The following is a 24,099-nucleotide window of genomic DNA, read 5'->3' as shown; positions in this document are numbered from 1 at the left end:
AGCTCAGGCGGGAACGGGCGGAACCGGCGCGCCGTCAAGTTGGGCCAGGTAACAATCCACCAGCCAGCGCGAAATAGTGCCCTTGGGTGGCAGCCGTGGCAAATCATCCACTGACCACCAGTGCGCCTCTTCGATTTCCCCGGGCTGCGGCACAATCTCGCCGCTCACATACTCGGCGTGAAACCCGAGCATCAACGAATTAGGGAAAGGCCAACTCTGGCTGCCCAGATAGCGCAGCTGGTCGACCTCCAGATTGACCTCTTCCTTGACCTCCCGGTGCAGGCATTCCTCGGCGGATTCACCCGGTTCGATAAAGCCGGCCAGGGTGCTGAAAAAGCCAGGCGGAAAGTGCGGCGCACGGGCCAGCAGAATCTCTCGACCACGGGTAATCAGAACGATGATGCACGGCGCCAGCTTCGGGTAATCCCGGCGCTCGCAGGCTTGGCACTCCATCGCCCGCTCATCCTCTCGCGGCTGCATCGCACCGCCGCAACTGCCGCAGAAACGGTGGCCGCGATACCAGGCATCCAGTTGCTGAGCCAAGCCAAGCAGGCGAAACAGGGCATCATCCACCTGACCGATCAGGGTACGCAGGCCGTGCCAGCTGACACCGGGCATATCCAGCGTATTGCTCAGGTGAATCAATTCGCAGGGCCGTCCATCCACATGCCCAAGCATCAGGCGATGGCCGGTATCACCAAAGTACATCACCTGATCCGGATCGAGCAGCAAGCGCCCCTCGAACATTGCAAACTGATTCTGGTGATAGACCACAACCACCCCTTGCGAGGCGGTCGATTGCAAACGGGTGGCTGGTTCAAACAGCCGGAAAGATCTCATGCAGAGGGGGTCCCCGATACGGCGTAGCCGAGCTCGGCCAGGCTTTCCTCCGCCAACGCCAGTACATCGCCGGTCGCGACGGCGGCTCGCTCGGCCGACTCGAGATAGAATTCAATGCTGGTCAAGGCGTCGGCCAGCACCTCCAGTTGAGCATCCTGCGGCACTTGCTTGCGCTCAAGCATGGTTTCGCGGATAAAGCTGGCGGCCATCTGAATCACATTGGCCGCACGCGTCATGCCCAGGAAGACCAGGCCGCCGCGCACGGTTTCCAGTGACGGCGGAACGTTAAGCAGGTGCATGGCATCATTGCCCGATTCCATATAGGCGGTGATCGCCCGCTTGGCCAGGGCCAGACCCGCCTGCGATTCTTCGATCAAAACGATGCGCGCCTCCTTCAGCTCCAGCGGCTCGCCGTAACCAGCCCCATCGGCGGTCGCCGTCTCAGCTTCATCGCCGGACGCATCAAGCCGGTTGACCGCCGTCTCTGCGCGCAGCACGGCATCAGCCACCTGCTCCAGCGCAACCATATCGCCACTCTCCCAGCGGCTGAGCTGGGCGGCAGCCGCTTTGATCCCTTCGGACTCGGCACGAATATCCAGCATGTTCAGCGTCTTCCAAAGACGTTCCAGGCTGCCGTTAAGGGTTTCAAGCGACTGTTCCGGGTCACCGGCATTGCGTGCCAGCAGGTCCAGCAGATCCTTGATGGCAGTAATTTCTTCGCGCAAGGCTTCGGCGACCGAATGCATCACATCAATGCCCGGACCACGCAACTTCGCGAAGGCATCCTGAATTTCGATTTCGGTGTAGCCCGGATCGGGCAGCTGATAGGCGCTTGATACCTCCTGGCAGCGCATGCAGCTGGAGTCGGCCAGCGCAACCAGATAGAGCAGCTCTCGCAGCAGCTCGTCATTGAAAGCGCCATCGTTGGCGGCGCCATGGCGTTTGATTTCCCGGTCGAGCTGGGCAAACAGGCGCTTGCGCACCGGGGTCAGCTCGAGTCCGGCCTGCTCCAGAGCCTCAAGCGCCGCTCCGGCAACCCAGCACAGGGTCGCCATACGGCTGCTCATGCAGGTTTCAAAACGCAGCAGCGCGCGCTGCATCAGCGGCGTAGCGGCGGCAGCGTCTTCGCGCAGCAGCCCCAGCAGGCCCAACTGATACATCTGACGCATGCGGGCAAAGGTTTTCGGGTTCGGGTCTTCTGTCACCCCGGGGCGCAGATTCAGCGGCAAGCCTGCCACCGGCAGCGGGTAGAAATGGCTGTCTGGCAAGGGCGCTGCGCCGCTGCGATGGCGGCGCAACTGGTTGATCATCGGCAGCAGCAACTCCGGGCGTTCGCTGCCAGCCTGGCGCGCCTGATCCAGGTAGCGCTGGAGCAGAAACAGGGCGTCACACAGGGCCGCCAAAGGTTCGTTACGTTGCTCGCCTTCATGCACCGGAATGTCGGTGGCCAGCTCAATCATCTCGTCGAGCAGTTCGGCAGCCCCCTTGAGCTCAATCAGCGCCAAGGTGCCACGCAACTGCTGCAGGCCCTCGATCGACTGCTGCAACAGACTGCCATTCTGTCTGTCTTCCAGAAACTGCTGCAGGAGATCCTCTACCTCACCCATGCTGGTGAAGAGTTCATCCCTGACAAGATCTAGCGACGTGCTACCGGTTAACATAGCTTTCAGTCCCCCACCGTCCCTGCGCTGCGCCCTGGCCGATCAGTCGGCAAACTCCGGCTTTTGCTTGCTCATGTGTGCCATCACAGCGTTCTTGAGGTCATCAGACTGCAGCATGGCTGCATTCCAGGTCGCAATATAGTTGAGACCGTCCTCGACGCTATGATCGCGGCTGAAGCGAATCATTTCCTTGGTGCCGCGAATGGCCAATGGTGACTTGCTGGCGATTTCTTGCGCGAGTTCAAGCACGCCAGCCAACAGTTGCTCGTGATCCGCCCAGGTGCGGTTGACCAGACCAATGCGCGCGGCCTCGGTGCCCAGCACGGCACGGCCGGTGTAGGCCATCTCCCGCATCATGCCATCGCCAATAATGCGCGGCAATCGCTGCAGGGTGCCGACGTCGGCGGCCATGCCCATGTCGATTTCCTTGATGGAGAAATGAGCATCTTCCGTGCTGTAACGCATGTCACAGGCAGAAATCAGATCAATCGCACCGCCAATGCAATAGCCGTGAATCGCAGCAATGACCGGCTTGCGGCAGCGATCGATCACGTTGAAGGACTCTTGCAGCTTCAATACATTGCGTCGAATCGCTTCGGCCTTGCGGCCGATATCCGGGTCCATGCCAGCAGCAGCTTCGGCCAGCATCTGCAGGTCGATCCCTGCGGAAAAGTGTTTGCCCGCGCCGGAAATAACCGCACAACGGATCTCAGGGGTCTCGTCAATCCAGTCGAACAGCTGGATCATCTCTTCCCAGAACGCGCGGTTCATCGCGTTGATCTTGTCGGGACGATTAATCTGGATGTGAACCACCTTGCCCAGTTGCTCCACCAGCAGTGTCTTGAACTCCGGCATTTTCAGACCTTCTTTTTTTGAGGATGCATCCGGCAGCCGATCTGAACATGATCCAAATCAGATACCACTACCAGACGAATAGAGTAACGTGACTATAACAAGCCGACAGGCAAACACCATAACCAAAAACTCAGCAAACCCGCCTAAGATACTGAAAATGCGACTTGGTAAAGGCTCCTGCGCCGGCTCACGCCGGCCGGGACCAAAGACCCCTGCAACATCGACTATCGGGGGGCCACACCACACGGCAATTTGCGGTAAGCTTCCGGCGCCTTGGTGAGAGTACGTCGAACAGGCCACTGACTCACTCCAGCATTCTGTTCAACGCACTTTCCCACTTGAAACAGGACTTTCACCATGTCTGATGCCCTCCTCCCGGCGTTGGCGCAGAACTTTCTCGGCCAGGCGCCGGGCTGGTACAAGCGCACCATTGTCGCCTTTCTATTGCTCAACCCACTCGCCATGTGGCTGCTCGGCCCCTACCTGACAGGCTGGCTGCTGGTGGTGGAGTTCATCTTTACCCTGGCCATGGCCCTCAAGTGCTACCCCCTGTTACCCGGCGGCCTGCTCGCACTGGAGGCCCTGGTCATCGGCATGACGACACCAGACGCCCTGTATCGCGAGGTACTGGGCAACTTTCCGGTGATCCTGCTGTTGATGTTCATGGTCGCCGGCATCTACTTTATGAAGGACCTGCTGCTGCTGACATTTACCAAGCTGATCCTTGGCGTGCGCTCCAAATCAGTGCTTGCGCTACTGTTCTGCCTGGTGGCGGCGGTATTGTCGGCCTTCCTCGACGCGTTGACGGTGACCGCAGTGATCATCACGGTCGCGGTCGGCTTTTACGGGGTTTATCACAAGGTGGCTTCTGCTGGCCCCGGTGACGGCAGCACCCTCGACCCTGACGAAGACCCGCGCCACCGCGAGCACCTGGAGCAGTTCCGCGCCTTTCTGCGCAGTCTGTTGATGCACGGCGCGGTGGGTACCGCCCTGGGCGGCGTCTGCACACTGGTCGGTGAACCCCAGAACCTGCTGATTGCCGGAGTAGCCGGCTGGGACTTCGTCGAGTTCTTCCTGCTGATGGCGCCGGTCAGCATGCCGGTGCTGGCCTGCGGACTGCTGACCTGCCTGCTGCTGGAGAAAACCAGCTGGTTCGGCTACGGCGCTCGCCTGCCCCGCCCAGTACGCCGCGTACTGGAGGATTTTGCCGCCAGCGAACAAGCCAAACGTCGCGGCCCGCAACGTGCAGCCCTGCTGATTCAGGCCCTGGCCGCCGTGCTGCTGGTCGTTGGCCTGGCGCTACACCTGGCGGAAGTCGGCTTTATCGGCCTGATGGTGATCATCCTGATTGCGTCGTTCAACGGCATCATCGACGAACATCAAATCGGCAAATCCTTCCAGGAGGCGCTGCCCTTCACTTCGCTGCTGGTGGTGTTTTTCGCGATTGTTGCGGTGATCCATGAACAGCATCTGTTCAGCCCGATCATCCACGCCGTGCTGGCGCTGCCGCCAGAGCAGCAACCGAGCATGTTCTTTATCGCCAACGGCGTGCTGTCGATGATCAGCGACAACGTGTTCGTCGCCACCGTCTATATCAGCGAGGTCAAGCAGGCACTGGATGCGGGCGAGATCACGCCGATGCAGTTTGAGCACCTGGCCATTGCCATCAACACCGGCACCAACCTGCCGAGTGTGGCGACGCCAAACGGCCAGGCAGCCTTCCTGTTCCTGCTGACCTCCGCCATTGCCCCGCTGGTGCGCCTGTCCTATGGCCGCATGGTCTTTATGGCGTTGCCCTACACGCTGGTGCTGGGTGGCGTGGGGTTGTTTGCGGTGACGTATTGGCTGTAAGGGCGCGCCAAAGGATAAATAGCTTTTCGCCTTTTACGGCGAGCTAAGGGGGGCTGCTTGCCCAGCCCCCCTTAGCGATCCCCCGGGGCACCCGGCTACGCGGCCCTGCGGGTTCGCTGCGTTGCTCGGGCTAACGGGGAGTCATAAAACTCGGCTCTTCGAGCCTCAAACATCCTATGACTCTTTCTCCCGTTAGCCCTGCGCTACTCGCCCGCGTAAACGGGACAGAACTCGGTGTACACCCCACCAACAGAGCGGTAGTCAGAGCGACTAGGTTTCGCTTTTCCCCGCCAAACCTAAGAAAACATCACTGCAAAGGTTACTGCTCTGGGGCGCCGCGCCAGAAGGCAAAGCCGGCTGATTTTTCCAGCGCGTCCAGTCGCGCCTCATGGGCCTGTAGCTCGGCGTCACTGGCGCGCAACACTTGCAAGTGCTGACGCAGCGCCGGGTCGATGCGCCGAATCGCGCTGGCCGTATCCCCCCCTTCGCCATCACCCTGGCCGTTGGCTGCCAGCGACAGCGCCGTCTGGCCACCGGTCATGGTCAGATAGACATCAGCCAGAATCTCGGCATCCAGCAAGGCGCCGTGCAGGTCGCGCTGAGAGTTGTCCACGCCGTAGCGCTTGCACAGGGCATCCAGGCTGTTGCGTTGGCCCGGGTGCTTCTCCCGCGCCATCGCCAGGGTATCCAGCACCGAGCAATGGTCTGCCACAACACCGTGCCCACGATTGAGACGGGTCAGCTCGCTGTCGATAAAGCCGACGTCGAACGCGGCATTATGGATGACCAGCCGAGCGCCGCTGATGAAGTTCATGAAATCATCGGCGATGTCGGCAAAGAGCGGCTTGTCGGCGAGAAATTCGGCGGAAATGCCGTGTACCGCCTGGGCGCCTTCATCAATGTCGCGCTGCGGGTTGATGTAGACGTGATAGTGCCGCCCGGTCAGGCGCCGGCCAATCACCTCGACACAGCCGATCTCGATAATCCGATGCCCTTCCTTGTGCTCGATACCCGTGGTTTCGGTATCCAGTACCACTTCACGCATGCGTTAACCCTTCCGTTCACTGAGGATGTACTGGACACCCAGATTGGCCAGCTCGTCGGCCAGTTCATTTTCGCGATGGCCGGTATGGCCGCGTACCCAGCGCCACTCGACCTCATGCTGACTGACCAGCGCATCCAGCTGCTGCCAGAGATCGACGTTCTTCACTGGCTGCTTGCTGGCGGTTTTCCAGCCACGCTTTTTCCAGTTGGGCATCCACTCGCGCACGCCCTTCATGACATACTGAGAATCGGTGGTCAAAATCACCGAAGCGGGTCGCTTGAGCGCTTCCAGACCGCGGATGGCAGCCAGCAGCTCCATGCGGTTGTTGGTGGTGTCCAGCTCGCCGCCGTAAAGACGCTTTTCATGCTCGCCCAGCCGGAGCAACACGCCCCAGCCGCCCGGGCCAGGATTGCCCTTGCAGGCACCGTCGGTAAAGATTTCAATCGCTTGGGTCATCGGCCATTCCGTTTATGCGCCTGCCGACTGCCGGCAGCCAAGGGCGGCATCACCAGCGTAGGGAAGACCCGGCCGCGCTCGCGCTGCGGCGTGGCGCCGAGCATCTGGCGGCGCGCCAGCAGGCAGTAGAATCCGCCGCCAGGCAGCCCGCCACGCTGTCCAAAGGATTCCAGGAAAGCCAGGCGCCGCAACCAGGTCGGCGATGCAAGCGGCGGACGATAACACCCATCCAATCGTTTCTCCACCGCAAACCCCAGCAGCTCCAGCCAGTCCTCCAGCCGCGCCGGACTGACAAAGCCGGCCTCGCCAAACCAGTCACGCCCCAGGTAGTGTTGCCAGCCCCAGGTGCTCAGCGGGTTGAAGCCAAAAATCAGCAGGTGGCCACCAGCCCGCACAGCCTGGCTGGCCTCGCGCAGCAAGGCGCGCGGCGACAGGCTGAAGTCCAGCCCATGATGCAACACCACCACGTCCAGCGCTTGCGGTGCAAAAGGCCAACGAGCCTCTTCGGTAGCAATACTCTCACCCTCGCCACGCATGTCCAGCAACCAGCAATGGCGCAGCACCCGCACCTCTGGCGTCAACAGCTGGGGAGCCAGCCCGTACTGCACCAGGTGCTGGCCAAAACACGCCGACAGCACCTCGCGCTGCACTTGCCGCTCGGCGTCCAACAGCATGCAACCGGCCGGCGACGCCAGCCACTGGCGCGCCTCCTGCAGCAATCGCATCAGATCAGCCTGGCTTATTGACCCTGCCGCCTCACCGCGAGCCATGTCATCTCCACCGGGGTATCACCCCACTCTGTGTATTTGTCCGAACCAGTACATCGGGGTCGTGCAATGGTAGGCTGCACCCTGGTCGACAACGAAACCAAGAATATCTCGAGGAATAGCCTGCCCATGTCTACCTTTATCGCGCTACCGGCTTTCAATGACAACTATATCTGGCTACTGATCGACGAGCAGCGCCAGCAGGTTGCCGCGGTTGACCCGGGCGACGCCCGGCCGGTAATCACCTGGCTCGGTCGACACCCGGAATACAGCCTCAGCCACATTTTGGTGACCCATCACCACCCCGACCATGTTGGCGGCGTCAACACCCTCAAGGCGGCCACCGAGTGCCGCGTCTGGGGCCCCGCAGACGAGAACATCCCAGGCCGCGACCGTGCCCTCAGCGACGGCGATCGCCTGCACCTGTTCGGCCTGGAGCTGGAGGTGATTGCCGTACCCGGCCACACCCTCGGCCACATTGCCTTCTTCTGCGACAACGCCGGCGACCCCTGGCTGCTGAGCGGCGACACCCTGTTTGCTGGCGGGTGCGGTCGCCTGTTCGAGGGCACGCCGGAGCAGATGCACCATTCGCTCTCACGTCTGGCTGCGCTGCCAGACAACACCCGCATCTACTGCGCCCACGAATATACCCTGGCCAACTTGCGCTTTGCCCATGCAGTAGAGCCGGACAACACCGATATTCGTGTACGCCTGGAAGTCGTGGAAGAGCTGCGCGCCGCCGACCGCATGACGCTGCCAACCGATCTGGCTCTGGAAAAACGCACCAATCCGTTCCTGCGGGCCGAGTGCGACGCTGTGACGCAGGCCGCCAGCAGGCAGGCAAATCGCGACCTGAAGCCGGGCGTAGAAACCTTTGCAACTGTAAGGTCATGGAAGGACAGTTTTTAACCGTTGACCGGTTAAAAACCCGCCCATAGAATCGACCTCATTTTTTTGGGGTCCTACATGCGAATCACGGAATCTGCCATCTTGCCCAAATTGCTGTCAGCAGCCTCCCTCGGAGCGATGCTGCTGATCAGTGGCTGTCAAACCACCGACAGCCAGGGCTACCGGCAGACGGGACAGCTCGAACAGCCCGTCGAGCCACTCGCCGCGTCACCTTTCCCCGCTCCCGTTGTCCCCCCCTCCGTTCTCGAACCGATTCCCCAAGCCAGCAAACCGCACACCCTGTGGGGCCGCATTCGCGCCGGCTTCACCCTCGATCCGGCCTCTATCGACAACCCGCGCATCGACCAGCAACGTATCGTGTTTGCCAGCCAGACTCGCTATTTCGAGCTGACCTCTGCACGCGCCCAACGCTACCTCTACTACGTGGTTGAGCAACTGGACGAGCGCCAGATGCCGCTGGAACTGGCCCTGTTGCCGTTTATCGAGAGCGCCTACAACCCGCAGGCGATCTCCAGTGCCCAGGCCGCCGGCCTGTGGCAGTTCATCCCCTCTACCGGGCGCAACTTCTCGCTGCGTCAGGATTGGTGGTACGACGGTCGCCGCGACATTACCGCATCCACCGCCGCCGCCCTTGACTACCTGACGCTGCTCAACGGCTACTTCGATGGCGACTGGCTGCTGGCCCTGGCGGCCTACAACTGCGGCGAAGGCTGCGTTGGCCGTGCCATCAAGCGCAATGAAGCCCTCGGCCTGCCGACCGATTACTGGAACCTGCAGCTGCCGCGCGAAACCATGAATTATGTGCCCAAACTGCTGGCCCTGGCTCAGATCGTCGACAGCCCAACCGCCTACGGCACCGTGCTGCCCAGCCTGGCCAACGAGCCCTACTTCGCTGGCGTGGCCATTGATCAGCAGATCGACCTGCACAAGGTCGCCGAACTGGCCGACCTGTCCACCGACGAGCTGCTCAGCCTGAACCCGGCCTTCAATCAACGCGTGACCGCACCAAACGGCGAGTACCAGTTGCTCATTCCGGTCGATCATGTGGAACAGTTCACCGCCGCGCTGGCCAGCCTGCCAGCCAACGAGCGCGTCAACTACCAGCACTACCGGGTACGCCGCGGCGACACCCTGTCCCAGATCGCCCAACGTCACCAGCTGAGCGTCAGCGTGATTCGCGACGTCAACGACATCAACGGCAGCCTGCTGCGCGTGGGTCAGACGCTGATGCTGCCGCAACTGGCCGGCAGCCCCGCCGCGCCGGCTACCAACACGCTGGCTGGCGCCGACTCGCTGCGCTACCGCATCCAGCCCGGCGACAACCTCTGGACCATTGCCCGCGCCCACGGCACCACGGTCAACCGCATCAAGCGCGACAACAACCTCAGTAGCAACGGCCTGACTGTTGGTGACACCCTGGTACTGCAGACTGCTGGCACCAGCGCTGATGGCGATACGCGCCGTGTGGCCTACACCGTGCGTTCCGGTGACTCGCTGTACACCATCGCCCAACGCTTCAATGTGGATGTCGACAAGATCCGCGACTGGAACCAGCTGGGTCGCTACCTGCAACCGGGTCAGCAACTCACTCTGTTCGTGCGCTAAGCAAGCGCTGAACAACTGCGCTCGCCCTGCGGGGCGCTCGGGCCGGAGGACCGGCCGAGTTAATCAGTGTTTCCCTAAACACGGTGCCGGGCTTCCGCCCGGCGTCGCACAATGGTAGCGTTGGCACCATCGCTGACGGCGCGCCGACACCAGCTGTCACTCGACGTGCAGCCCGGGCAATGCCGTCAGCCATCGGCCACCTTATCGTGCGAAAAGTCATGCCCCTGCTGTCTCGAATGCTGTGCCTGGCGCTGCTGTTTACCCTCACCCAACCCGCCTGGGCGACCCTCTACCGCCAGCATGGTTACTCGCTCTACGGCCAACCCAAGTACCCCGCCAACTTCGAGCATCTGGACTACGTCAACCCTGACGCGCCCAAGGGCGGTACCCTGCGGGTCATGGGCAGCGGCACCTTCGACACGCTCAACCCGTACACCCTCAAGGGCACCAGCCCGATCAACACCGGCGACTTTGGCCAATTTGGCATCAGCGAGCTGAACGAGCCGCTGATGGTGGGCAGCGGCGTCTACGACCCCTCCGGTGACGAGCCGTACTCGGCCTACGGCCTGATTGCCGAAAGCCTGGAGTTTGCCGACAACCGCAGCTGGGTCGTATTCAACCTGCGGCCAGAAGCGCGCTTTCACGACGGCGAGCCGATTACCGCCGAGGACGTCGCCTTTTCCTACCGATTGCTGAAGGAACAGGGGCACCCCAACTATCGCTCGGTGCTGCAGGACGTCAGCCGCATCGACATTCTGGGTGAACGACGTATCCGTTTTGTCTTCAACCGCCCCGGCAACTCGCTGCTGATATTGCGCCTGGGCGAACTGCCGGTGCTGCCAGCGCATTACTGGCAGGGGCGCGACTTTGCCAGCACCACCTTCCAGGCCGGCCTGAACAGCGGCCCGTACCGGGTCAGCAGTGTGGACCCGGGCCGGCGCATCAGCTTTCAGCGCGTGGAGGACTACTGGGGACGCGACCTGCCGATCAACCGCGGCAAGTACAACCTCGACCGTATGGAAGTGGAGTTCTATCGCGACAACAGCGTCGCCTTTGAGGCCTTCAAAGCCGGCGAATTCGACATTTACATCGACCACAAAGCCAGCAACTGGGCCAACGCCTACGCCTTCCCTGCGGTGACCAATGGCGAGGTAATCAAGCGCGCCGTGCCGCATGAAATCCCCAGCCCCACCCAGGCCATGTTCTTCAATACCCGCCGCACGCCCTTCGACAGCCTGGCCCTGCGCAAGGCTTTGGGCATGCTGTTCGACTTTGAATGGTCCAACCGGGTGCTGTTCTACGATGCCTATCAGCGCTCGCTGAGCTACTACCCGAACAGCCCCTTCAGCGCCACCGGCATTCCGGCCGGACAAGAGTTTCTTTACCTCTCGCCGTTTCGCGATCAACTGCCCTCGGAACTCTTTCTTGAGCCATTCAGTCTACCTGAGACCGATGGCCGGGGAATCCCACGCGACACCCTGCGCGAGGCCGTGGAGTTGTTTGCCGAAGCGGGCTGGGAACTGCGCCGCGGGCGCCTGGAAAACGATGACGGCGAGCCACTGAGCTTTGAAGTCTTGCTCGTCAACTCAAGCCTGGAACGCATCCTGCAACCCTATCGCGCAAACCTTGCGCGCCTGGGGATCGACATGCAGATTCGCACCGTGGATCGGGCGCAGTACAAGGCACGGCTGGATCAGTTTGACTACGACATGATCCTCACCACCCTGCCCCAAGGGTTGTCGCCGGGACTGGAACAGTTTGGTTATTTCCACTCCAGCCAGCGCAACGTCAAAGGCAGCCGCAACTATGCGGGCATCAACAACCCGGTGGTCGACCAGCTGGTCGAGCGCCTGGGCGCCGCCAGCAGCCGCAGTGAGCAGGTTGCCGCCGCACGCGCCCTCGACAGAGTATTACTGTGGCAGCACTATACGATTCCGAACTGGTATATCGACTACCACCGCATCGCCTACCGCAGCTGGCTCCGCACCCCGGAGATTCCGCCCTACTCGCTGTCGATCCGCAGCTGGTGGCAGGCGCCGGCGCAACAATAGAAGAATAAGGGACCTGAATGCGACTCTCGTTGAAATCCTGCAGCCTGGCCCTGCTGATGAGTGCCACAGGCGCCCTGCAGGCCGCACCACAACATGCCGTTACGCTCTATGATGAGGCACCCAAGTACCCCGCCGACTTCACTCACTTCGATTACGTCAATCCGGACGCGCCCAAAGGCGGCACACTGAGACTGTCCGGCTTTGGCGGTTTCGACTCGCTCAACCCCTACATCAGCCGCGGCACATCCGCCGAGCAACTTGGCCTGATCTACGACACCCTGACGTTCCACTCACTCGACGAGCCCTTCACCGAATACGGGCTGGTTGCCGAAAACATCGAGAAGGCCGATGACGGCAGCTGGGTCAGATTCAAGCTCCGCCCCGAAGCACGCTTTCATGACGGCGAAGCGATCACCGCCGACGACGTTGTGTTCACCTTCAACACCCTGATCGAGCAAGGCGCGCCCTTCTATCGTGCCTACTACGACGATGTGGATAGGGTCGTCGCCGACGATGCGCACAGCGTCACCTTTCACTTCAAACACAGCGGCAACCGGGAGCTACCGCTGGTGCTGGGCCAACTGCCGGTACTGCCCAAACACTACTGGGAAGGTCGCGACTTCAGTAAGGGCTCGCTGGAAGCGCCACTAGGCAGCGGCCCCTACCAGATTGGTCAGGTGCGCCCCGGTCGCAGTGTCAGTTTTGAGCGAGTGAAAGACTATTGGGCCAAAGACCTGCCGGTGCAGCGCGGCTTCTACAACTTCGACCGGATCGTCGTCGACTACTACCGCGACGGCAACGTCACGCTGGAGGCCTTCAAGGCCGGCCAGTTCGACTTCAACCAGGAAATGGCCGCCAAAAACTGGGCAACCGGCTACAGCAGCCCGGCACTGGAGGCCGGCCGGATCATCAAGGAAGAGATTCCAAACAACAACACTCAGGGTATGCAGGGCTTCGTCTTCAACATGCGCAAGCCCTACTTTGCCGACGCACGGGTGCGCCAGGCCATCGCACTGCTGTTCGATTTCGAATGGTCGAACGCCAAGCTGTTCCATGGCGCCTACACTCGCACCACCAGTTACTTCGACAACTCTGAACTGGCTGCCCAAGGCGAACCTGACGCTGACGAACTGGAACTACTTGAACCGCTGCGCGACCAGTTGCCAGCCAGCGTTTTCGGGCCGGTCTGGACGCCACCCAAAACCGATGGCAGCGGCACTATTCGTGAGCAGCGCCGCGAAGCCTATGCACTGCTGCAGGAGGCAGGCTGGCAGATTGTCGACGATCAACTGGTCAACGCCGAAGGCGAGCCCCTGCAATTTGAATTCCTGCTGGTACAGGCAGAGTTTGAGCGCGTGCTGCTGCCGTTCAAGCGCAACCTGGCCTCGCTCGGCATCAACATGGAGCTGCGCCGCGTCGATGTATCGCAATACATCAACCGCCTGCGTTCACGCGACTTCGACATGGTGGTCACCAGCTTTGGCCAGTCAAATTCACCGGGCAATGAGCAACGCGAATACTGGCACTCCTCCAGTGCAGACAACCCGGGCAGTCGCAACCTGATGGGCTTGAAAGACCCGGCGATCGACACCCTGGTTGAGGGCCTGATCCAAGCCGACTCGCGCGAGTCATTGGTCACCTACACCCACGCCCTGGACCGCGCGCTGCGCTCGCTGCACCTGGTCGTACCCAACTGGTACACCAAGGTTTATCGCGCCGCCTACTGGAACAAGTTCGGACATCCGGAGCAACCGCCGAAGTACGACCTTGGGCTCTACACCTGGTGGGTAAACCCCGCCAAGGATGAACGTCTGCGCAGCGAACAGGAACAAGTGGCGGAACCACAAGCCGCAGCCGCAGACAACGCAGGCGATGCCGCGCCAGAGGCTGAATAAGCATGCTCGCCTACATTATCCGTCGCCTGCTGCTGATAATCCCGACGCTGTTTGGCATCCTGCTCATCAACTTTCTGATCATCCAGGCGGCGCCTGGCGGCCCTGTCGAGCAGATGATTGCCAACCTTGAAGGCTTTGAGGGCAGCGCTACCAGCCGGGTCGGTGGTGGCGGCAGCGAAGTTGCCAGCGGCGGCAACTACCGTGGCGCGCAGGGACTGGACCCGGACATCATTGCCGAGATCGAGCGCATGTACGGCTTCGACAAGCCCGCCCATGAACGCTTCTGGCTGATGATCAAGGGCTACCTGCAGTTCGACTTTGGCGACAGCTTCTTCCGCGACGCCAAGGTAACCGACCTGATTCTGGAGAAGATGCCCGTCTCCATTTCGCTGGGGCTGTGGACCACCCTGCTGACCTACCTGATTTCCATTCCGCTCGGCATTCGCAAGGCCATCAAGCACGGCTCAGCCTTTGATGTGTGGACCAGCTCGCTGATCATTGTCGGCTACGCCATCCCCGGCTTTTTGCTGGCGATCCTGCTGATCGTATTGTTCGCCGGCGGCAGCTATCTGGACTGGTTCCCGCTGCGCGGGCTGACCTCCAACAACTTCGAGCAGATGAGTACCGGCGAGCAGATACTCGACTATTTCTGGCATCTGGTGCTGCCGATCTTTGCCATGGTCGTGGGCAGCTTTGCCACTCTGACCATGCTGACCAAGAACTGCTTTCTCGACGAAATCGGCAAGCAGTACGTGGTCACCGCCCGCGCCAAGGGCCTGTCCGAGCGCCGCGTGCTCTATGGCCACGTGTTCCGCAACGCCATGCTGCTGATCATTGCCGGCTTCCCCTCGGCGCTGATCAGCATCTTCTTCACCGGCTCGCTGCTGATCGAGGTGATCTTCTCCCTCGACGGCCTCGGCCTGCTCGGCTTTGAGGCGGCGATCAACCGCGACTACCCGGTCATGTTCGGCACCCTCTACATCTTCACCCTGGTCGGCCTGGTGGTGAAACTGATCGGCGATATCGCCTACACCCTGGTCGATCCGCGCATCGACTTCAGCAGCCGGGAGGGTTGATCCATGCGCCTGTTCAATCTGTCCCCGCTCAATCAGCGCCGCTTTGCTCGCTTTCGTGCCAACCGCCGTGGCTGGTGGTCGCTGCACCTGTTCATGGTGCTGTTTGTACTGAGTCTGGGCGCCGAGCTGATTGCCAACGACAAGCCCCTGGCCGTGGGCTATCAGGGCGAGCTGTACTTTCCGGTGTTCAAGCGCTATCCGGAAACCGCTTTTGGCGGCGAGTTTCCGATCGAAGCCGACTACCGTAGCCCCTACGTGCAGGAGCTGATCACCGACGCCGGCGATGGCTGGATGCTCTGGCCGCCGATCCCCTATCACTACGACACCATCAACTACGACCTGCAGGTGCCCGCCCCCGCACCGCCGTCGGCGGACAACTGGCTGGGCACCGATGACCAGGCAAGGGACGTGATGTCGCGGGTGATCTACGGCTTCCGCATCTCCGTGCTGTTTGCGCTGACGCTGACCATTTTCAGCTCGATCATCGGCGTGATTGCCGGCGCAGTGCAGGGCTTCTATGGCGGGCGCATCGACCTGTTCGGCCAGCGTTTCATCGAGGTCTGGTCGGGCCTGCCAGTGCTCTACCTGCTGATCATTCTGGCCAGCTTCGTGCAACCCAACTTCTGGTGGCTGCTGGGCATCATGCTGCTGTTCTCCTGGATGGCGCTGGTGGATGTGGTGCGTGCCGAATTCCTGCGTGGTCGCAATCTGGAGTACGTGCGCGCCGCTCGCGCCCTCGGCGCCAGCAACCAGGTAATCATGTTCAGGCACATTCTGCCCAACGCCATGGTCGCTACCCTGACCTTCTTCCCGTTCATTCTGACCGGCGGCGTCATCACCCTGACCTCGCTAGACTTTCTCGGCTTTGGCCTGCCGCCCGGCGCGCCCTCGCTGGGCGAGCTGATCGCCCAGGGCAAGAGCAACCTGCAGGCGCCCTGGCTGGGGATTACCGCCTTTGTCGTACTGTCACTGATGCTCAGCCTGTTGGTGTTTATCGGCGAGGCGCTGCGTGATGCCTTTGACCCAAGGAAATGAGATGAGCGAACAACCTTTGATCAGCATCCGCAATCTCAGCGTGGCCTTTCGTCAGGGCGATGACAGCGTCCTGGCGGTCAAGGATGTCAGCTTTGACATTCAGCCCGGACAGACCCTCGCCCTGGTCGGCGAGAGTGGCTCCGGCAAATCGGTCACCGCGCACTCGATTCTGCGTCTGCTGCCGTATCCGATCGCCTCGCACCCCAACGGCAGCATCGAGTTTCGCGGCGACGACTTGCTCAAGGCCGGCGAAAATCGACTACGCAAGGTCCGTGGCAACCGCATCTCGATGATCTTTCAGGAGCCGATGAGCTCGCTCAACCCGCTGCACAGTGTAGAGCGGCAGATTGGTGAGGTGCTCGCCCTGCACAAGGGGCTGAACAAGGCGCGGGCGCGTGCACGCACGCTGGAGCTGTTGGAGCTGGTCGGCATCCCGGAGCCGCGCAAGCGCCTGGGCGCCTACCCCCATGAACTGTCCGGCGGCCAGCGTCAGCGCGTGATGATCGCCATGGCACTGGCCAATGAACCGGAACTGCTGATCGCCGACGAGCCGACCACTGCACTGGATGTCACGGTACAGCTGAAGATCCTCGAGCTGCTCAAGGAACTGCAGCAGAAACTCGGCATGGCCATGCTGCTGATCAGCCACGATCTGAACCTGGTCCGCAAAATTGCCCACCGAGTATGTGTCATGTACCGCGGAGACGTCGTCGAAGAGAACGATTGCGCTACTCTGTTCAGCAACCCGCAGCACGACTACACCCGTCAGCTGCTGGCGGCGGATCCGAGCGGTGAGCCGGTGGCAGTCGATCCGAATGCAGAGGATATTCTGCGGGCGGAGCAGGTGCGGATCTGGTTTCCGATCAAGAAAGGCGTACTGCGACGTACCGTGGATCACGTCAAGGCCGTCACCGACATCAGCTTCAGCCTGCCCCGCGGGCAGACCCTGGGTATTGTTGGCGAGAGCGGCTCGGGCAAGACCACCCTGGGCATGGCGATCCTGCGGCTGATCGACAGTCAGGGCCTGATCGAATGTGACGGCAAGCGTCTGGACGGGCTTAGCCAGCAGGAGGTACGCCCGCTGCGGCGCGAGCTGCAAGTGGTGTTTCAGGACCCTTATGGCAGTCTGAGCCCACGCATGTCAGTCAGCCAGATCATCAGCGAAGGGCTGGAGATTCACCGCATCGGCACCGAGGCCGAGCGCGAACAGATGGTGATTCAGGCGCTGGAAGAAGTCGGCCTGGATCCGGAGACCCGGCACCGCTATCCGCATGAGTTTTCCGGCGGCCAGCGCCAACGGATCTCGATTGCCCGGGCACTGGTGCTCAAGCCCAAGCTGATCCTGCTGGATGAGCCGACGTCGGCACTGGATCGCACGGTACAGGGGCAAGTGGTAGAGCTGCTGCGCAGTTTGCAGCAGAAGTACAATCTGACGTATTTGTTTATCAGTCACGACCTGGCAGTGGTCAAGGTTCTCAGCCATCAGTTGATGGTGATCCGCCAGGGCGAAGTAGTAGAACAGGGACCGGCAGGCGACATCTTCGCTTCTCCGCAGCACGCGTATACTCGTCAGTTGCTGGAAGCGGCCTTTGCCCTGCCGCAAACCGATAACAGGGCCGATACGGCCAAGCACTAAACAGGAAAGCACTATGGGATTTCTCAGCGGAAAGCGCGTACTCATCGTTGGCGTCGCCAGCAAACTGTCCATTGCCTCCGGCATTGCCGCGGCCATGCACCGCGAGGGCGCCGAACTGGCCTTCACCTATCAGAACGAAAAGCTGAAAGGCCGGGTTGAAGAATTCGCTGCCGGCTGGGGCTCCGGTCCTGAGCTGTGCTTCCCCTGCGATGTGGCCGATGACGCCGAGATCGAGCAGGTATTCGTCGAGCTGGCGAAAAAGTGGGACGGCCTGGATTGCATCGTGCACTCCGTCGGCTTTGCCCCGGGCGACCAGCTGGACGGCAACTTTGCCGAAGTCACCACCCGTGAAGGTTTCCGCATCGCCCACGACATCAGTGCCTACAGCTTTGTCGCGCTGGCCAAGGCCGGTCGCGAAATGATGAAAGGCCGCAACGGCAGCCTGCTGACGCTGTCCTATCTGGGCGCCGAGCGCACCATGCCGAACTACAACGTCATGGGCATGGCCAAGGCCAGTCTGGAAGCCGGCGTCCGCTACCTGGCCACCAGCCTGGGTCCGGAAGGCACCCGCGTCAACGCGATCTCTGCCGGCCCGATCCGCACCCTGGCAGCCTCCGGCATCAAGAGCTTCCGCAAGATGCTGGCCCACAACGCCGCACAAACCCCGCTGCGTCGCAACGTCACCATCGAAGAAGTCGGCAACGTCGGCGCCTTCCTCTGCTCCGACCTGGCCTCCGGCATGTCCGGTGAAATCACCTACGTTGACGGTGGTTTCAACATCACCGCCATGGGTGGCCTGGAAGACTAAGCCGCGGCTGTTTTCGGACATAAAAAAACCGGGCGACTCAGCCCGGTTTTTTTATGTTTTATGCCGCCGGTATCGCGTGGCGCCGATGGCGGACACGCTTCGCTTTGCCCGCCCTACAACGGTATCGCGCATTCAGTCTTCCGAGGTCGCCCCGATCTTGTGGATCGACAGGTCGGCGCCCTGGTATTCCTCTTCTTCGCTCAGACGCAGGCCGGCCACCGACTTGATCACGCCGTAGACCAGCAGACCGCCAATAAAGGCAACCACCACACCAGCCAGCGAGCCAATCAGCTGCGATATAAAGCTGACGCCGCCCAGACCGCCCAGCGCTTCGGTGCCAAAGATACCGGCCGCCAGACCACCCCACACACCGCACAGACCATGCAGCGGCCAGACACCCAGCACGTCATCGATCTTGAAGCGATTCTGGGTCAGGATGAAGGTCCAGACGAACAGTCCGCCGGCAACCGCACCGGTGGCCAGCGCGCCCAGCGGATGCATCAGGTCCGAGCCTGCGCACACCGCCACCAGCCCCGCCAGCGGACCGTTGTGAATAAAGCCCGGGTCAGCACGGCCAACCAGCAGCGCCACCAGGGTGCCGCCGACCATTGCCATCAGCGAATTCACCGCCACCAGACCGCTGATACCCTCCAGCGTCTGCGCCGACATCACGTTGAAGCCAAACCAGCCGATGGTCAGAATCCACGCACCCAGCGCCAGAAACGGGATATTGGAGGGCGGCATCGCAACCACGTGGCCACCGCGATAGCGGCCGTTACGCGCGCCCAGCAGCAGCACCGCGCCCAGGGCAATCCAGCCCCCTACCGCGTGCACAACGACTGAGCCGGCAAAGTCATGGAAACCGGCACCAAAGGTCGCTTCAAGCCAGCCCTGGAAGCCGTAGTTGCCATTCCAGACGATGCCTTCGAAGAACGGATAGACCACGCCGACAATCAGCAGCGATGCACACAGCTGCGGAGCAAACTTGGCGCGCTCGGCGATACCGCCGGAGATGATGGCCGGAATCGCTGCGGCAAAGGTCATCAGAAAGAAGAATTTGACCAGGGCATAGCCGTTGTTCTGCGACAGCGTGGCCGCGTCGGTGAAAAAGGTTGCGCCGTAGGCGATCCAGTAACCAATGAAGAAATACGCCAGGCAGGAGATGGCAAAGTCGCTGATGATCTTTGACAGCGCGTTGACCTGGTTCTTCTGCCGCACCGTACCCACCTCAAGAAAGGCAAAGCCGGCGTGCATGGCCAGAACCATGATCGCACCCATCAGAATAAACAGGGTGTTTGCACCGTGAACCAGGGTTTCAACAGCGCTGTGCAGGTTTTCCATTCAAGCAGCCTCTTGCAAACAATGTGCACCCCATGCGTGCACAGCGCTTTGCGCTGCATACATTTGGTGCAATATCTCCCGGACAGCAAAATAGGTCGCTGCGGCCGGGTTTTCAGGGTTTGTTTAATTTGTATTTATTTTTCATAGCATTAGATGCAATCTTGGCTGTTTCCCATAACAGCAAGGCACCATGTTGGCGCGTAATCAAGCTTGCAACTCCCCTGATTAGTGCAATCGTCATACCAAAAGCGCAAAATCGTGCACTGCAAGCGCACAATGACGCTTTGATGACACCTGCGCGGACCCAAAGTCCTTGGGCACGGCAGCATCCAGCCGCTTGGCTATAATCTTGCATACTGTCAGCGCCCGACGTCCCGACCCCGGAGAATGATGTGTTTACAGGCCAGCCACTGCCCTACTTCCAGCCCTTGATCGACACCGCCACTGGCCGCATTGCCGGCTACGAGGCCCTGGCGCGCCTGCGCGACGATGAAGGACATGTTCGCAGCGCCGGCCCGCTGTTCACCAACCCGGCCACGCCGCAGGAAGATCTGCTGGAGCTGGACCGCGCCATCCGCCGACAGGCGCTGGAGCGCTTCCGCGATACGCCCGAGGGGTTTCTCAGCCTGAACATCTCGCCCGCCTGGATCAGCCAGTTACAACCGGGCAAGCCGCTGCCCAGTCTGCAACTGCTTGAAGAAATGGGCATTGCCAGCGATCAGGTGGTGTTTGAAATCACCGAGCTGCAGGGCAGCATCGAGCAGCTGCGCGAAGTCGTGCAGCGCTACCGCGCCGCTGGCATTCGCATCGCCATTGACGACTTCGGTGCCGGCTACTCCATGCTTGACCGGGTGCTGGCGCTGGAGCCGGACATCCTCAAGCTGGATATCCAGTTGTTCCGTCAGGCGGCCGCCGGCAACGGTAACAGCGGCGACTTTGTGCGCGCACTGGCATTGATGGCGGAAAAAAGCGGGTGCTGGATCATCGCCGAAGGCGTGGAGACCGAGCAGGAACTGCACTTTGCGCTGGAGTGCGGCGCCCGTTACGTGCAGGGCTACCTGTTTGGCCAGCCGGCCGAGAACTTTCTGCCTAGCGAAGCCGTGCAGCAGCAGTTCTCGCGGATGCGCGATCACTACGTGCACGCCAAGCTGGCCGAGCGCGAAAAGCTGGCCCACCTGCGCCGCTCGCTGGCAGAGCTGTTTGCCGAACTGCGTCAATGGCTGCAACAGGGCGCTCAAGCGACGCGGCTGCCCGACCCGCGCAACTATCCGTGGCTGCTGCGCTGCTTTTTGTGTGATGCCGAGGGCACGCAGATCTCCCCCAACTTTGACTGGCGCGACGGCACCTGGCAGACCGACCCTCGCTACCTGGACCACAACTGGTCCTGGCGGCCGTATTTCTATCAGATTCTGGCCGAGGCCGGCGAAGACAGCCGCGTGATCCTGTCCAACCGCTACCGCGACGCTACCACTAACCAGTACTGCATGACGTCCGGACTGTTCATCGACGACAGCCGCCACCTGCTGCTGGTCGATATCGACGCCTCCGCACTCTGACGCTTGCTCAGGCGCCGCCCCGGCGGCGCTGCAGTGGCACGCTGATACGCACCAGCAGCCCGCCTTCCGGGGCCTGCTCCAGCGCCAGCGTGCCCTGATAGGTGGCTACCATATCCCGTACGATCGCCAGGCCCAGCCCATGCCCGGGGGCCTGCTGGTCAAGGCGCGCGCCCCGCCCAAGCACTTGCTCACGCTCAGCCTTCGCGATACCGGGGCCGTCGTCTGCCACCTCCAGATCCAGCTGGTCGGCACGCAGCTGCCAGGCAATACGTACCTCGGCGCGCGCCCATTTGCAGGCGTTATCCAGCAGATTACCCAGCAGCTCCAGCAGATCCTCCCGGTCAAAGGGCCAACTGATGGACAACTCCCCCTGCAGCTGAATCTGCGGGCCATTTGGATACAGGCTCTGCAGCGTCTGCACCAAAGCGGTGAGGTCGGTGCTCGGCGCAAAGCGTTGCCCACGCGCCTGATCCGGTGCCAGACGCGCACGCTGCAGTGTGCGCTCCAGTTGGGTACGGATGCTCTGCACCTGCTCCTGCAGCTCCTGCCAATCGGTCTGCGGCAGCTGCCCGGACAAGCTCTCCAGACGGCTCTCGATGACCGCCAGCGGGGTCTTCAAGGCATGCCCGAGATCACCCGCGCTATTGCGCGCACGCTCCAGCACGGACTCTATCTGCTGGCCCAGATGATTGATTTCAGCCACCAGCGGCGCCAGCTCCTCCGGCACCTGCTCGCTCAACTGCAGACGCTCCCCACTGCGCCACTCTGCCAACTCGCCCTGCACCCTGCGCAGCGGCCCTAGCGAACGACGCAGAAACCAGTGCTGCAACGCCGCAGCTAGCAGCACCACCAGCACCCCGAGTCCGGTAAGCCACCAGCTGGCCTGGCGAAACTCACCCAGCAACGGCTGATAGTCGATGGCCACACTGATGGTCAGACGCTCGCCGCCCTTAAGGTACTCACCGGACCAGACCAGCAGCTCCTGACCATCCGGCCCGGGCAGCAATTCAGCCTGCAGGCCGTCGCCCGGCAGCGGTAAACGGTGATCCCAGAGCGAGCGCGAGCGCCATTTTTCGGCTCCCTGCACAACGAAATAACGCCCCGAGTAGGGGCGTCGATAGTCAGGGTCAACCTTATCCATGTCCAGAAACAGACCGTCGCTGCCCCGGGTCAGCGCAGCCAGCATACTGTCGGCTTCACGTTGCAGCAGTTGGGTCAGGTAGTCGCGCTGCGCCTGGTCATACAACCAGACACCGCCCTGCACAATCAGCAACACGCTGACCAGCAGCAGCGGTACCAGACTCAGCGTCAAACGGCGGCTGATGGATATCACGCATCCGCCCCCACCAGCACATAACCCTGACCACGGCGCGTTTCAATCGCCTCACGGCCCAGTTTACGGCGCAGGTGGTTGATCAGTACCTCAATGACGTTGGAGTCGCGCTCGTCTTCATAATCGTAGAGGTGCTCTGCCAACCGGGTCTTGGATAGCACCTTGCCCGGGTTGAGCATAAAGTAGCGCAGCAGCTTGAACTCGCTCGCCGACAGGCTGACCGGCGCCTGCCCGTCGCGCACCACCTGCTGCTGCGCTTCATCCAGTTGCAGGCCAGCAGCGCTGAGCAGGGTTTGCGGCTCGCGGCCATGGGCACGACGCAGCAGTGCCTGCACGCGCAGGAGCAACTCCTCATTGTGAAATGGCTTGGTCAGGTAATCATCGGCACCGGCCTGCAACCCCTCAACGCGCTCGGTCCAGCGGCTACGAGCCGTGAGGATCAGCACCGGCAGCGAGCTGCCGGCAGAACGCCAAGTGCGCAGGATCTCCAGGCCATCCATGCCCGGCAGGCCGAGGTCAAGAATGGCCAGGTCGTAGGGTTCCTGCTCACCGAGCAGCAGCGCATCGCGTCCATCAGCGCGCCAATCCACTGCGTAGCCCGCACGCTTGAGTACGGCCAGCAGGCTGTCGGCCAGCGCCACGTTATCCTCAACCAGTAACAGCCGCATCAATCGTCCTCTTCTACGTCCAGCAGATCGCCAGTGGTCGCGTCGTATTCCAGTTCCATGACCCGCCGCGAGTGGGTCACCACCTCGATCTCATAGATGTAGATGCCGTCATCAAGTTCCAGCTCGGCTTCCAGCAGGCGGCCCGGGAATCGCTCCAGGGCGTCATCCACAAGCACCTGCAGGGGCACAATGTGCCCCTGCTCGGTCAGCGTCAGCGCCTCGTCCTGACTCAGGTCGCGCGCGCTGACACTCAGTGGAATCAGCACCAGCGCCCATACCAGCGGGCGGCTGATGCGCCGCGGATCAATCGTCGCGGCGGTGTTCCAGAACGTCGCCATTGCTCGCATCCAGGTCGAGGTCCCACTCCTGCCCTTGGGCATCGCGAATTTCAACTTCGTAGACATAGCGGCCATAATGCTTGTCCAGATCGGTATCGGTGATGGTGCCAGGTTGCACCGAGAGCGCCTTTTCGTTCAGGCTTTCCAGGGACTGAATGGTACCCTGCTCAACCAGACCGGGGACCTCATCCATGCGTACATCGTCGTCTGCCAGCACGGCAGCACTGCCCAGACCCAGGATGGCGGCGCAAGACAGCGAAACAAGTTGCTTGTACATAGTCGTTTCCTCTTTTATGTGGAGCGATGCCGAACCGTTCGGTACCGCCTTCTGACAAGTACAGACTATAGCCACCAGCTGAAACCAACCTTAAAA

General features: G+C 61.5%; 21 protein-coding genes. 10 read left to right on the top strand and 11 right to left on the bottom strand.

Features of this window, described 5'->3' with window-relative positions; translation table 11 throughout:
* Positions 1–3 precede the first annotated feature (3 nt).
* The 3 genes from nudC to CNQ84_RS09325 form a co-directional block, all read right to left on the bottom strand.
* Entirely contained in the window at positions 4–840 is an 837-nt protein-coding gene (gene nudC, locus CNQ84_RS09335) for an NAD(+) diphosphatase (protein WP_096004620.1), read from the bottom strand.
* Positions 837–2,447 (bottom strand): FimL-related protein, encoded by a 1,611-nt coding sequence (locus CNQ84_RS09330; RefSeq protein ID WP_096004619.1) that lies wholly within the window; start codon positions 2,445–2,447, stop codon positions 837–839. Before CNQ84_RS09330 ends, nudC begins: the two co-directional genes overlap by 4 nt.
* 96 nt (positions 2,448–2,543) lie before the next feature.
* Positions 2,544–3,356: a crotonase/enoyl-CoA hydratase family protein gene (locus CNQ84_RS09325; RefSeq protein WP_096004618.1), complete on the bottom strand. Its 813-nt coding sequence runs from the start codon at positions 3,354–3,356 to the stop codon at positions 2,544–2,546.
* Between the two features lie 357 nt (positions 3,357–3,713).
* Between CNQ84_RS09325 and nhaB the strand changes: the two genes are divergently transcribed.
* A complete protein-coding gene (gene nhaB, locus CNQ84_RS09320) occupies positions 3,714–5,207 on the top strand; it encodes a sodium/proton antiporter NhaB (protein WP_096004617.1) in 1,494 nt (497 codons plus the stop codon).
* A 319-nt stretch (positions 5,208–5,526) separates the two neighbouring features.
* Here nhaB and dnaQ read toward each other — a convergent pair whose 3' ends face one another.
* From dnaQ to CNQ84_RS09305, 3 genes are read right to left on the bottom strand one after another with little or no spacing between them, the layout of a single operon-like run.
* Positions 5,527–6,252, bottom strand: a complete 726-nt coding sequence (gene dnaQ, locus CNQ84_RS09315; protein WP_096004616.1) for a DNA polymerase III subunit epsilon — start codon at positions 6,250–6,252, stop codon at positions 5,527–5,529.
* Positions 6,253–6,255: 3 nt separating this feature from the next.
* Complete coding sequence (rnhA, locus tag CNQ84_RS09310) at positions 6,256–6,708, bottom strand: ribonuclease HI (protein WP_096004615.1); 453 nt, start codon at positions 6,706–6,708, stop codon at positions 6,256–6,258.
* Positions 6,705–7,478 carry a class I SAM-dependent methyltransferase gene (locus tag CNQ84_RS09305; RefSeq protein WP_096004614.1) on the bottom strand — a complete coding sequence of 258 codons (774 nt, stop codon included), beginning with the start codon at positions 7,476–7,478 and terminating at the stop codon, positions 6,705–6,707. Before CNQ84_RS09305 ends, rnhA begins: the two co-directional genes overlap by 4 nt.
* 126 nt (positions 7,479–7,604) lie before the next feature.
* On the opposite strand from CNQ84_RS09305, the gene gloB reads away from it, so the two are divergent.
* The 8 genes from gloB (at position 7,605) to fabI (ending at position 18,490) form a co-directional block, all read left to right on the top strand.
* Positions 7,605–8,384, top strand: a complete 780-nt coding sequence (gloB, locus tag CNQ84_RS09300) for a hydroxyacylglutathione hydrolase (RefSeq protein ID WP_096004613.1) — start codon at positions 7,605–7,607, stop codon at positions 8,382–8,384.
* An 81-nt stretch (positions 8,385–8,465) separates the two neighbouring features.
* Positions 8,466–9,989, top strand: coding sequence for a LysM peptidoglycan-binding domain-containing protein (locus CNQ84_RS09295; RefSeq protein WP_245841306.1), 1,524 nt, complete (start codon positions 8,466–8,468; stop codon positions 9,987–9,989).
* Between the two features lie 218 nt (positions 9,990–10,207).
* Positions 10,208–12,040, top strand: a complete 1,833-nt coding sequence (locus CNQ84_RS09290; RefSeq protein WP_235827215.1) for an extracellular solute-binding protein — start codon at positions 10,208–10,210, stop codon at positions 12,038–12,040.
* A gap of 17 nt (positions 12,041–12,057) precedes the next feature.
* A complete protein-coding gene (locus CNQ84_RS09285) occupies positions 12,058–13,935 on the top strand; it encodes an extracellular solute-binding protein (protein WP_096004610.1) in 1,878 nt (625 codons plus the stop codon).
* Positions 13,936–13,937: 2 nt separating this feature from the next.
* A complete protein-coding gene (locus CNQ84_RS09280; protein WP_083728983.1) occupies positions 13,938–15,011 on the top strand; it encodes a microcin C ABC transporter permease YejB in 1,074 nt (357 codons plus the stop codon).
* Between the two features lie 3 nt (positions 15,012–15,014).
* Entirely contained in the window at positions 15,015–16,046 is a 1,032-nt protein-coding gene (locus CNQ84_RS09275) for an ABC transporter permease (protein WP_096004609.1), read from the top strand.
* Position 16,047: 1 nt separating this feature from the next.
* The gene (locus CNQ84_RS09270) at positions 16,048–17,682 is read left to right on the top strand and encodes an ABC transporter ATP-binding protein (protein WP_096004608.1); all 1,635 of its coding nucleotides are present in this window, start codon (positions 16,048–16,050) and stop codon (positions 17,680–17,682) included.
* A 13-nt stretch (positions 17,683–17,695) separates the two neighbouring features.
* The gene (gene fabI, locus CNQ84_RS09265) at positions 17,696–18,490 is read left to right on the top strand and encodes an enoyl-ACP reductase FabI (RefSeq protein WP_096004607.1); all 795 of its coding nucleotides are present in this window, start codon (positions 17,696–17,698) and stop codon (positions 18,488–18,490) included.
* Between the two features lie 132 nt (positions 18,491–18,622).
* Here the strand turns inward: fabI and CNQ84_RS09260 are convergent, their stop codons facing one another.
* Positions 18,623–19,831 (bottom strand): ammonium transporter, encoded by a 1,209-nt coding sequence (locus CNQ84_RS09260; RefSeq protein WP_096004606.1) that lies wholly within the window; start codon positions 19,829–19,831, stop codon positions 18,623–18,625.
* 392 nt (positions 19,832–20,223) lie between these two features.
* Here CNQ84_RS09260 and CNQ84_RS09255 point away from each other — a divergent pair, with 392 nt between their 5' ends.
* Entirely contained in the window at positions 20,224–21,387 is a 1,164-nt protein-coding gene (locus CNQ84_RS09255; RefSeq protein WP_096004605.1) for an EAL domain-containing protein, read from the top strand.
* Between the two features lie 7 nt (positions 21,388–21,394).
* On the opposite strand, the gene CNQ84_RS09250 is transcribed toward CNQ84_RS09255, so the two are convergent.
* From CNQ84_RS09250 to CNQ84_RS09235, 4 genes are read right to left on the bottom strand one after another with little or no spacing between them, the layout of a single operon-like run.
* Positions 21,395–22,720 carry a sensor histidine kinase gene (locus CNQ84_RS09250; RefSeq protein WP_133065886.1) on the bottom strand — a complete coding sequence of 442 codons (1,326 nt, stop codon included), beginning with the start codon at positions 22,718–22,720 and terminating at the stop codon, positions 21,395–21,397.
* Entirely contained in the window at positions 22,717–23,388 is a 672-nt protein-coding gene (locus CNQ84_RS09245) for a response regulator transcription factor (RefSeq protein WP_096004603.1), read from the bottom strand. Before CNQ84_RS09245 ends, CNQ84_RS09250 begins: the two co-directional genes overlap by 4 nt.
* Positions 23,388–23,726: a PepSY domain-containing protein gene (locus CNQ84_RS09240; protein ID WP_096004602.1), complete on the bottom strand. Its 339-nt coding sequence runs from the start codon at positions 23,724–23,726 to the stop codon at positions 23,388–23,390. Before CNQ84_RS09240 ends, CNQ84_RS09245 begins: the two co-directional genes overlap by 1 nt.
* Positions 23,692–24,003 carry a PepSY domain-containing protein gene (locus CNQ84_RS09235; RefSeq protein ID WP_096004601.1) on the bottom strand — a complete coding sequence of 104 codons (312 nt, stop codon included), beginning with the start codon at positions 24,001–24,003 and terminating at the stop codon, positions 23,692–23,694. Before CNQ84_RS09235 ends, CNQ84_RS09240 begins: the two co-directional genes overlap by 35 nt.
* Positions 24,004–24,099: the final 96 nt, after the last annotated feature.

The sequence above is a fragment of the Pseudomonas abyssi genome, assembly GCF_002307495.1.
GTDB lineage: Bacteria > Pseudomonadota > Gammaproteobacteria > Pseudomonadales > Pseudomonadaceae > Halopseudomonas > Halopseudomonas abyssi.
Note: the sequence above shows the minus strand (reverse complement) of the source record. Positions and strands in the feature narration are given on the sequence as shown.

Coding starts and splice junctions, on each gene's coding strand:
- nudC (WP_096004620.1), bottom strand. CDS start 840: ATGAGATCTTTCCGGCTGTTTGAACCAGCCACCCGTTTGCAATCGACC.
- CNQ84_RS09330 (WP_096004619.1), bottom strand. CDS start 2,447: ATGGGTGAGGTAGAGGATCTCCTGCAGCAGTTTCTGGAAGACAGACAG.
- CNQ84_RS09325 (WP_096004618.1), bottom strand. CDS start 3,356: ATGCCGGAGTTCAAGACACTGCTGGTGGAGCAACTGGGCAAGGTGGTT.
- nhaB (WP_096004617.1), top strand. CDS start 3,714: ATGTCTGATGCCCTCCTCCCGGCGTTGGCGCAGAACTTTCTCGGCCAG.
- dnaQ (WP_096004616.1), bottom strand. CDS start 6,252: ATGCGTGAAGTGGTACTGGATACCGAAACCACGGGTATCGAGCACAAG.
- rnhA (WP_096004615.1), bottom strand. CDS start 6,708: ATGACCCAAGCGATTGAAATCTTTACCGACGGTGCCTGCAAGGGCAAT.
- CNQ84_RS09305 (WP_096004614.1), bottom strand. CDS start 7,478: ATGGCTCGCGGTGAGGCGGCAGGGTCAATAAGCCAGGCTGATCTGATG.
- gloB (WP_096004613.1), top strand. CDS start 7,605: ATGTCTACCTTTATCGCGCTACCGGCTTTCAATGACAACTATATCTGG.
- CNQ84_RS09290 (WP_235827215.1), top strand. CDS start 10,208: ATGCCCCTGCTGTCTCGAATGCTGTGCCTGGCGCTGCTGTTTACCCTC.
- CNQ84_RS09285 (WP_096004610.1), top strand. CDS start 12,058: ATGCGACTCTCGTTGAAATCCTGCAGCCTGGCCCTGCTGATGAGTGCC.
- CNQ84_RS09280 (WP_083728983.1), top strand. CDS start 13,938: ATGCTCGCCTACATTATCCGTCGCCTGCTGCTGATAATCCCGACGCTG.
- CNQ84_RS09275 (WP_096004609.1), top strand. CDS start 15,015: ATGCGCCTGTTCAATCTGTCCCCGCTCAATCAGCGCCGCTTTGCTCGC.
- CNQ84_RS09270 (WP_096004608.1), top strand. CDS start 16,048: ATGAGCGAACAACCTTTGATCAGCATCCGCAATCTCAGCGTGGCCTTT.
- fabI (WP_096004607.1), top strand. CDS start 17,696: ATGGGATTTCTCAGCGGAAAGCGCGTACTCATCGTTGGCGTCGCCAGC.
- CNQ84_RS09260 (WP_096004606.1), bottom strand. CDS start 19,831: ATGGAAAACCTGCACAGCGCTGTTGAAACCCTGGTTCACGGTGCAAAC.
- CNQ84_RS09245 (WP_096004603.1), bottom strand. CDS start 23,388: ATGCGGCTGTTACTGGTTGAGGATAACGTGGCGCTGGCCGACAGCCTG.
- CNQ84_RS09240 (WP_096004602.1), bottom strand. CDS start 23,726: ATGGCGACGTTCTGGAACACCGCCGCGACGATTGATCCGCGGCGCATC.
- CNQ84_RS09235 (WP_096004601.1), bottom strand. CDS start 24,003: ATGTACAAGCAACTTGTTTCGCTGTCTTGCGCCGCCATCCTGGGTCTG.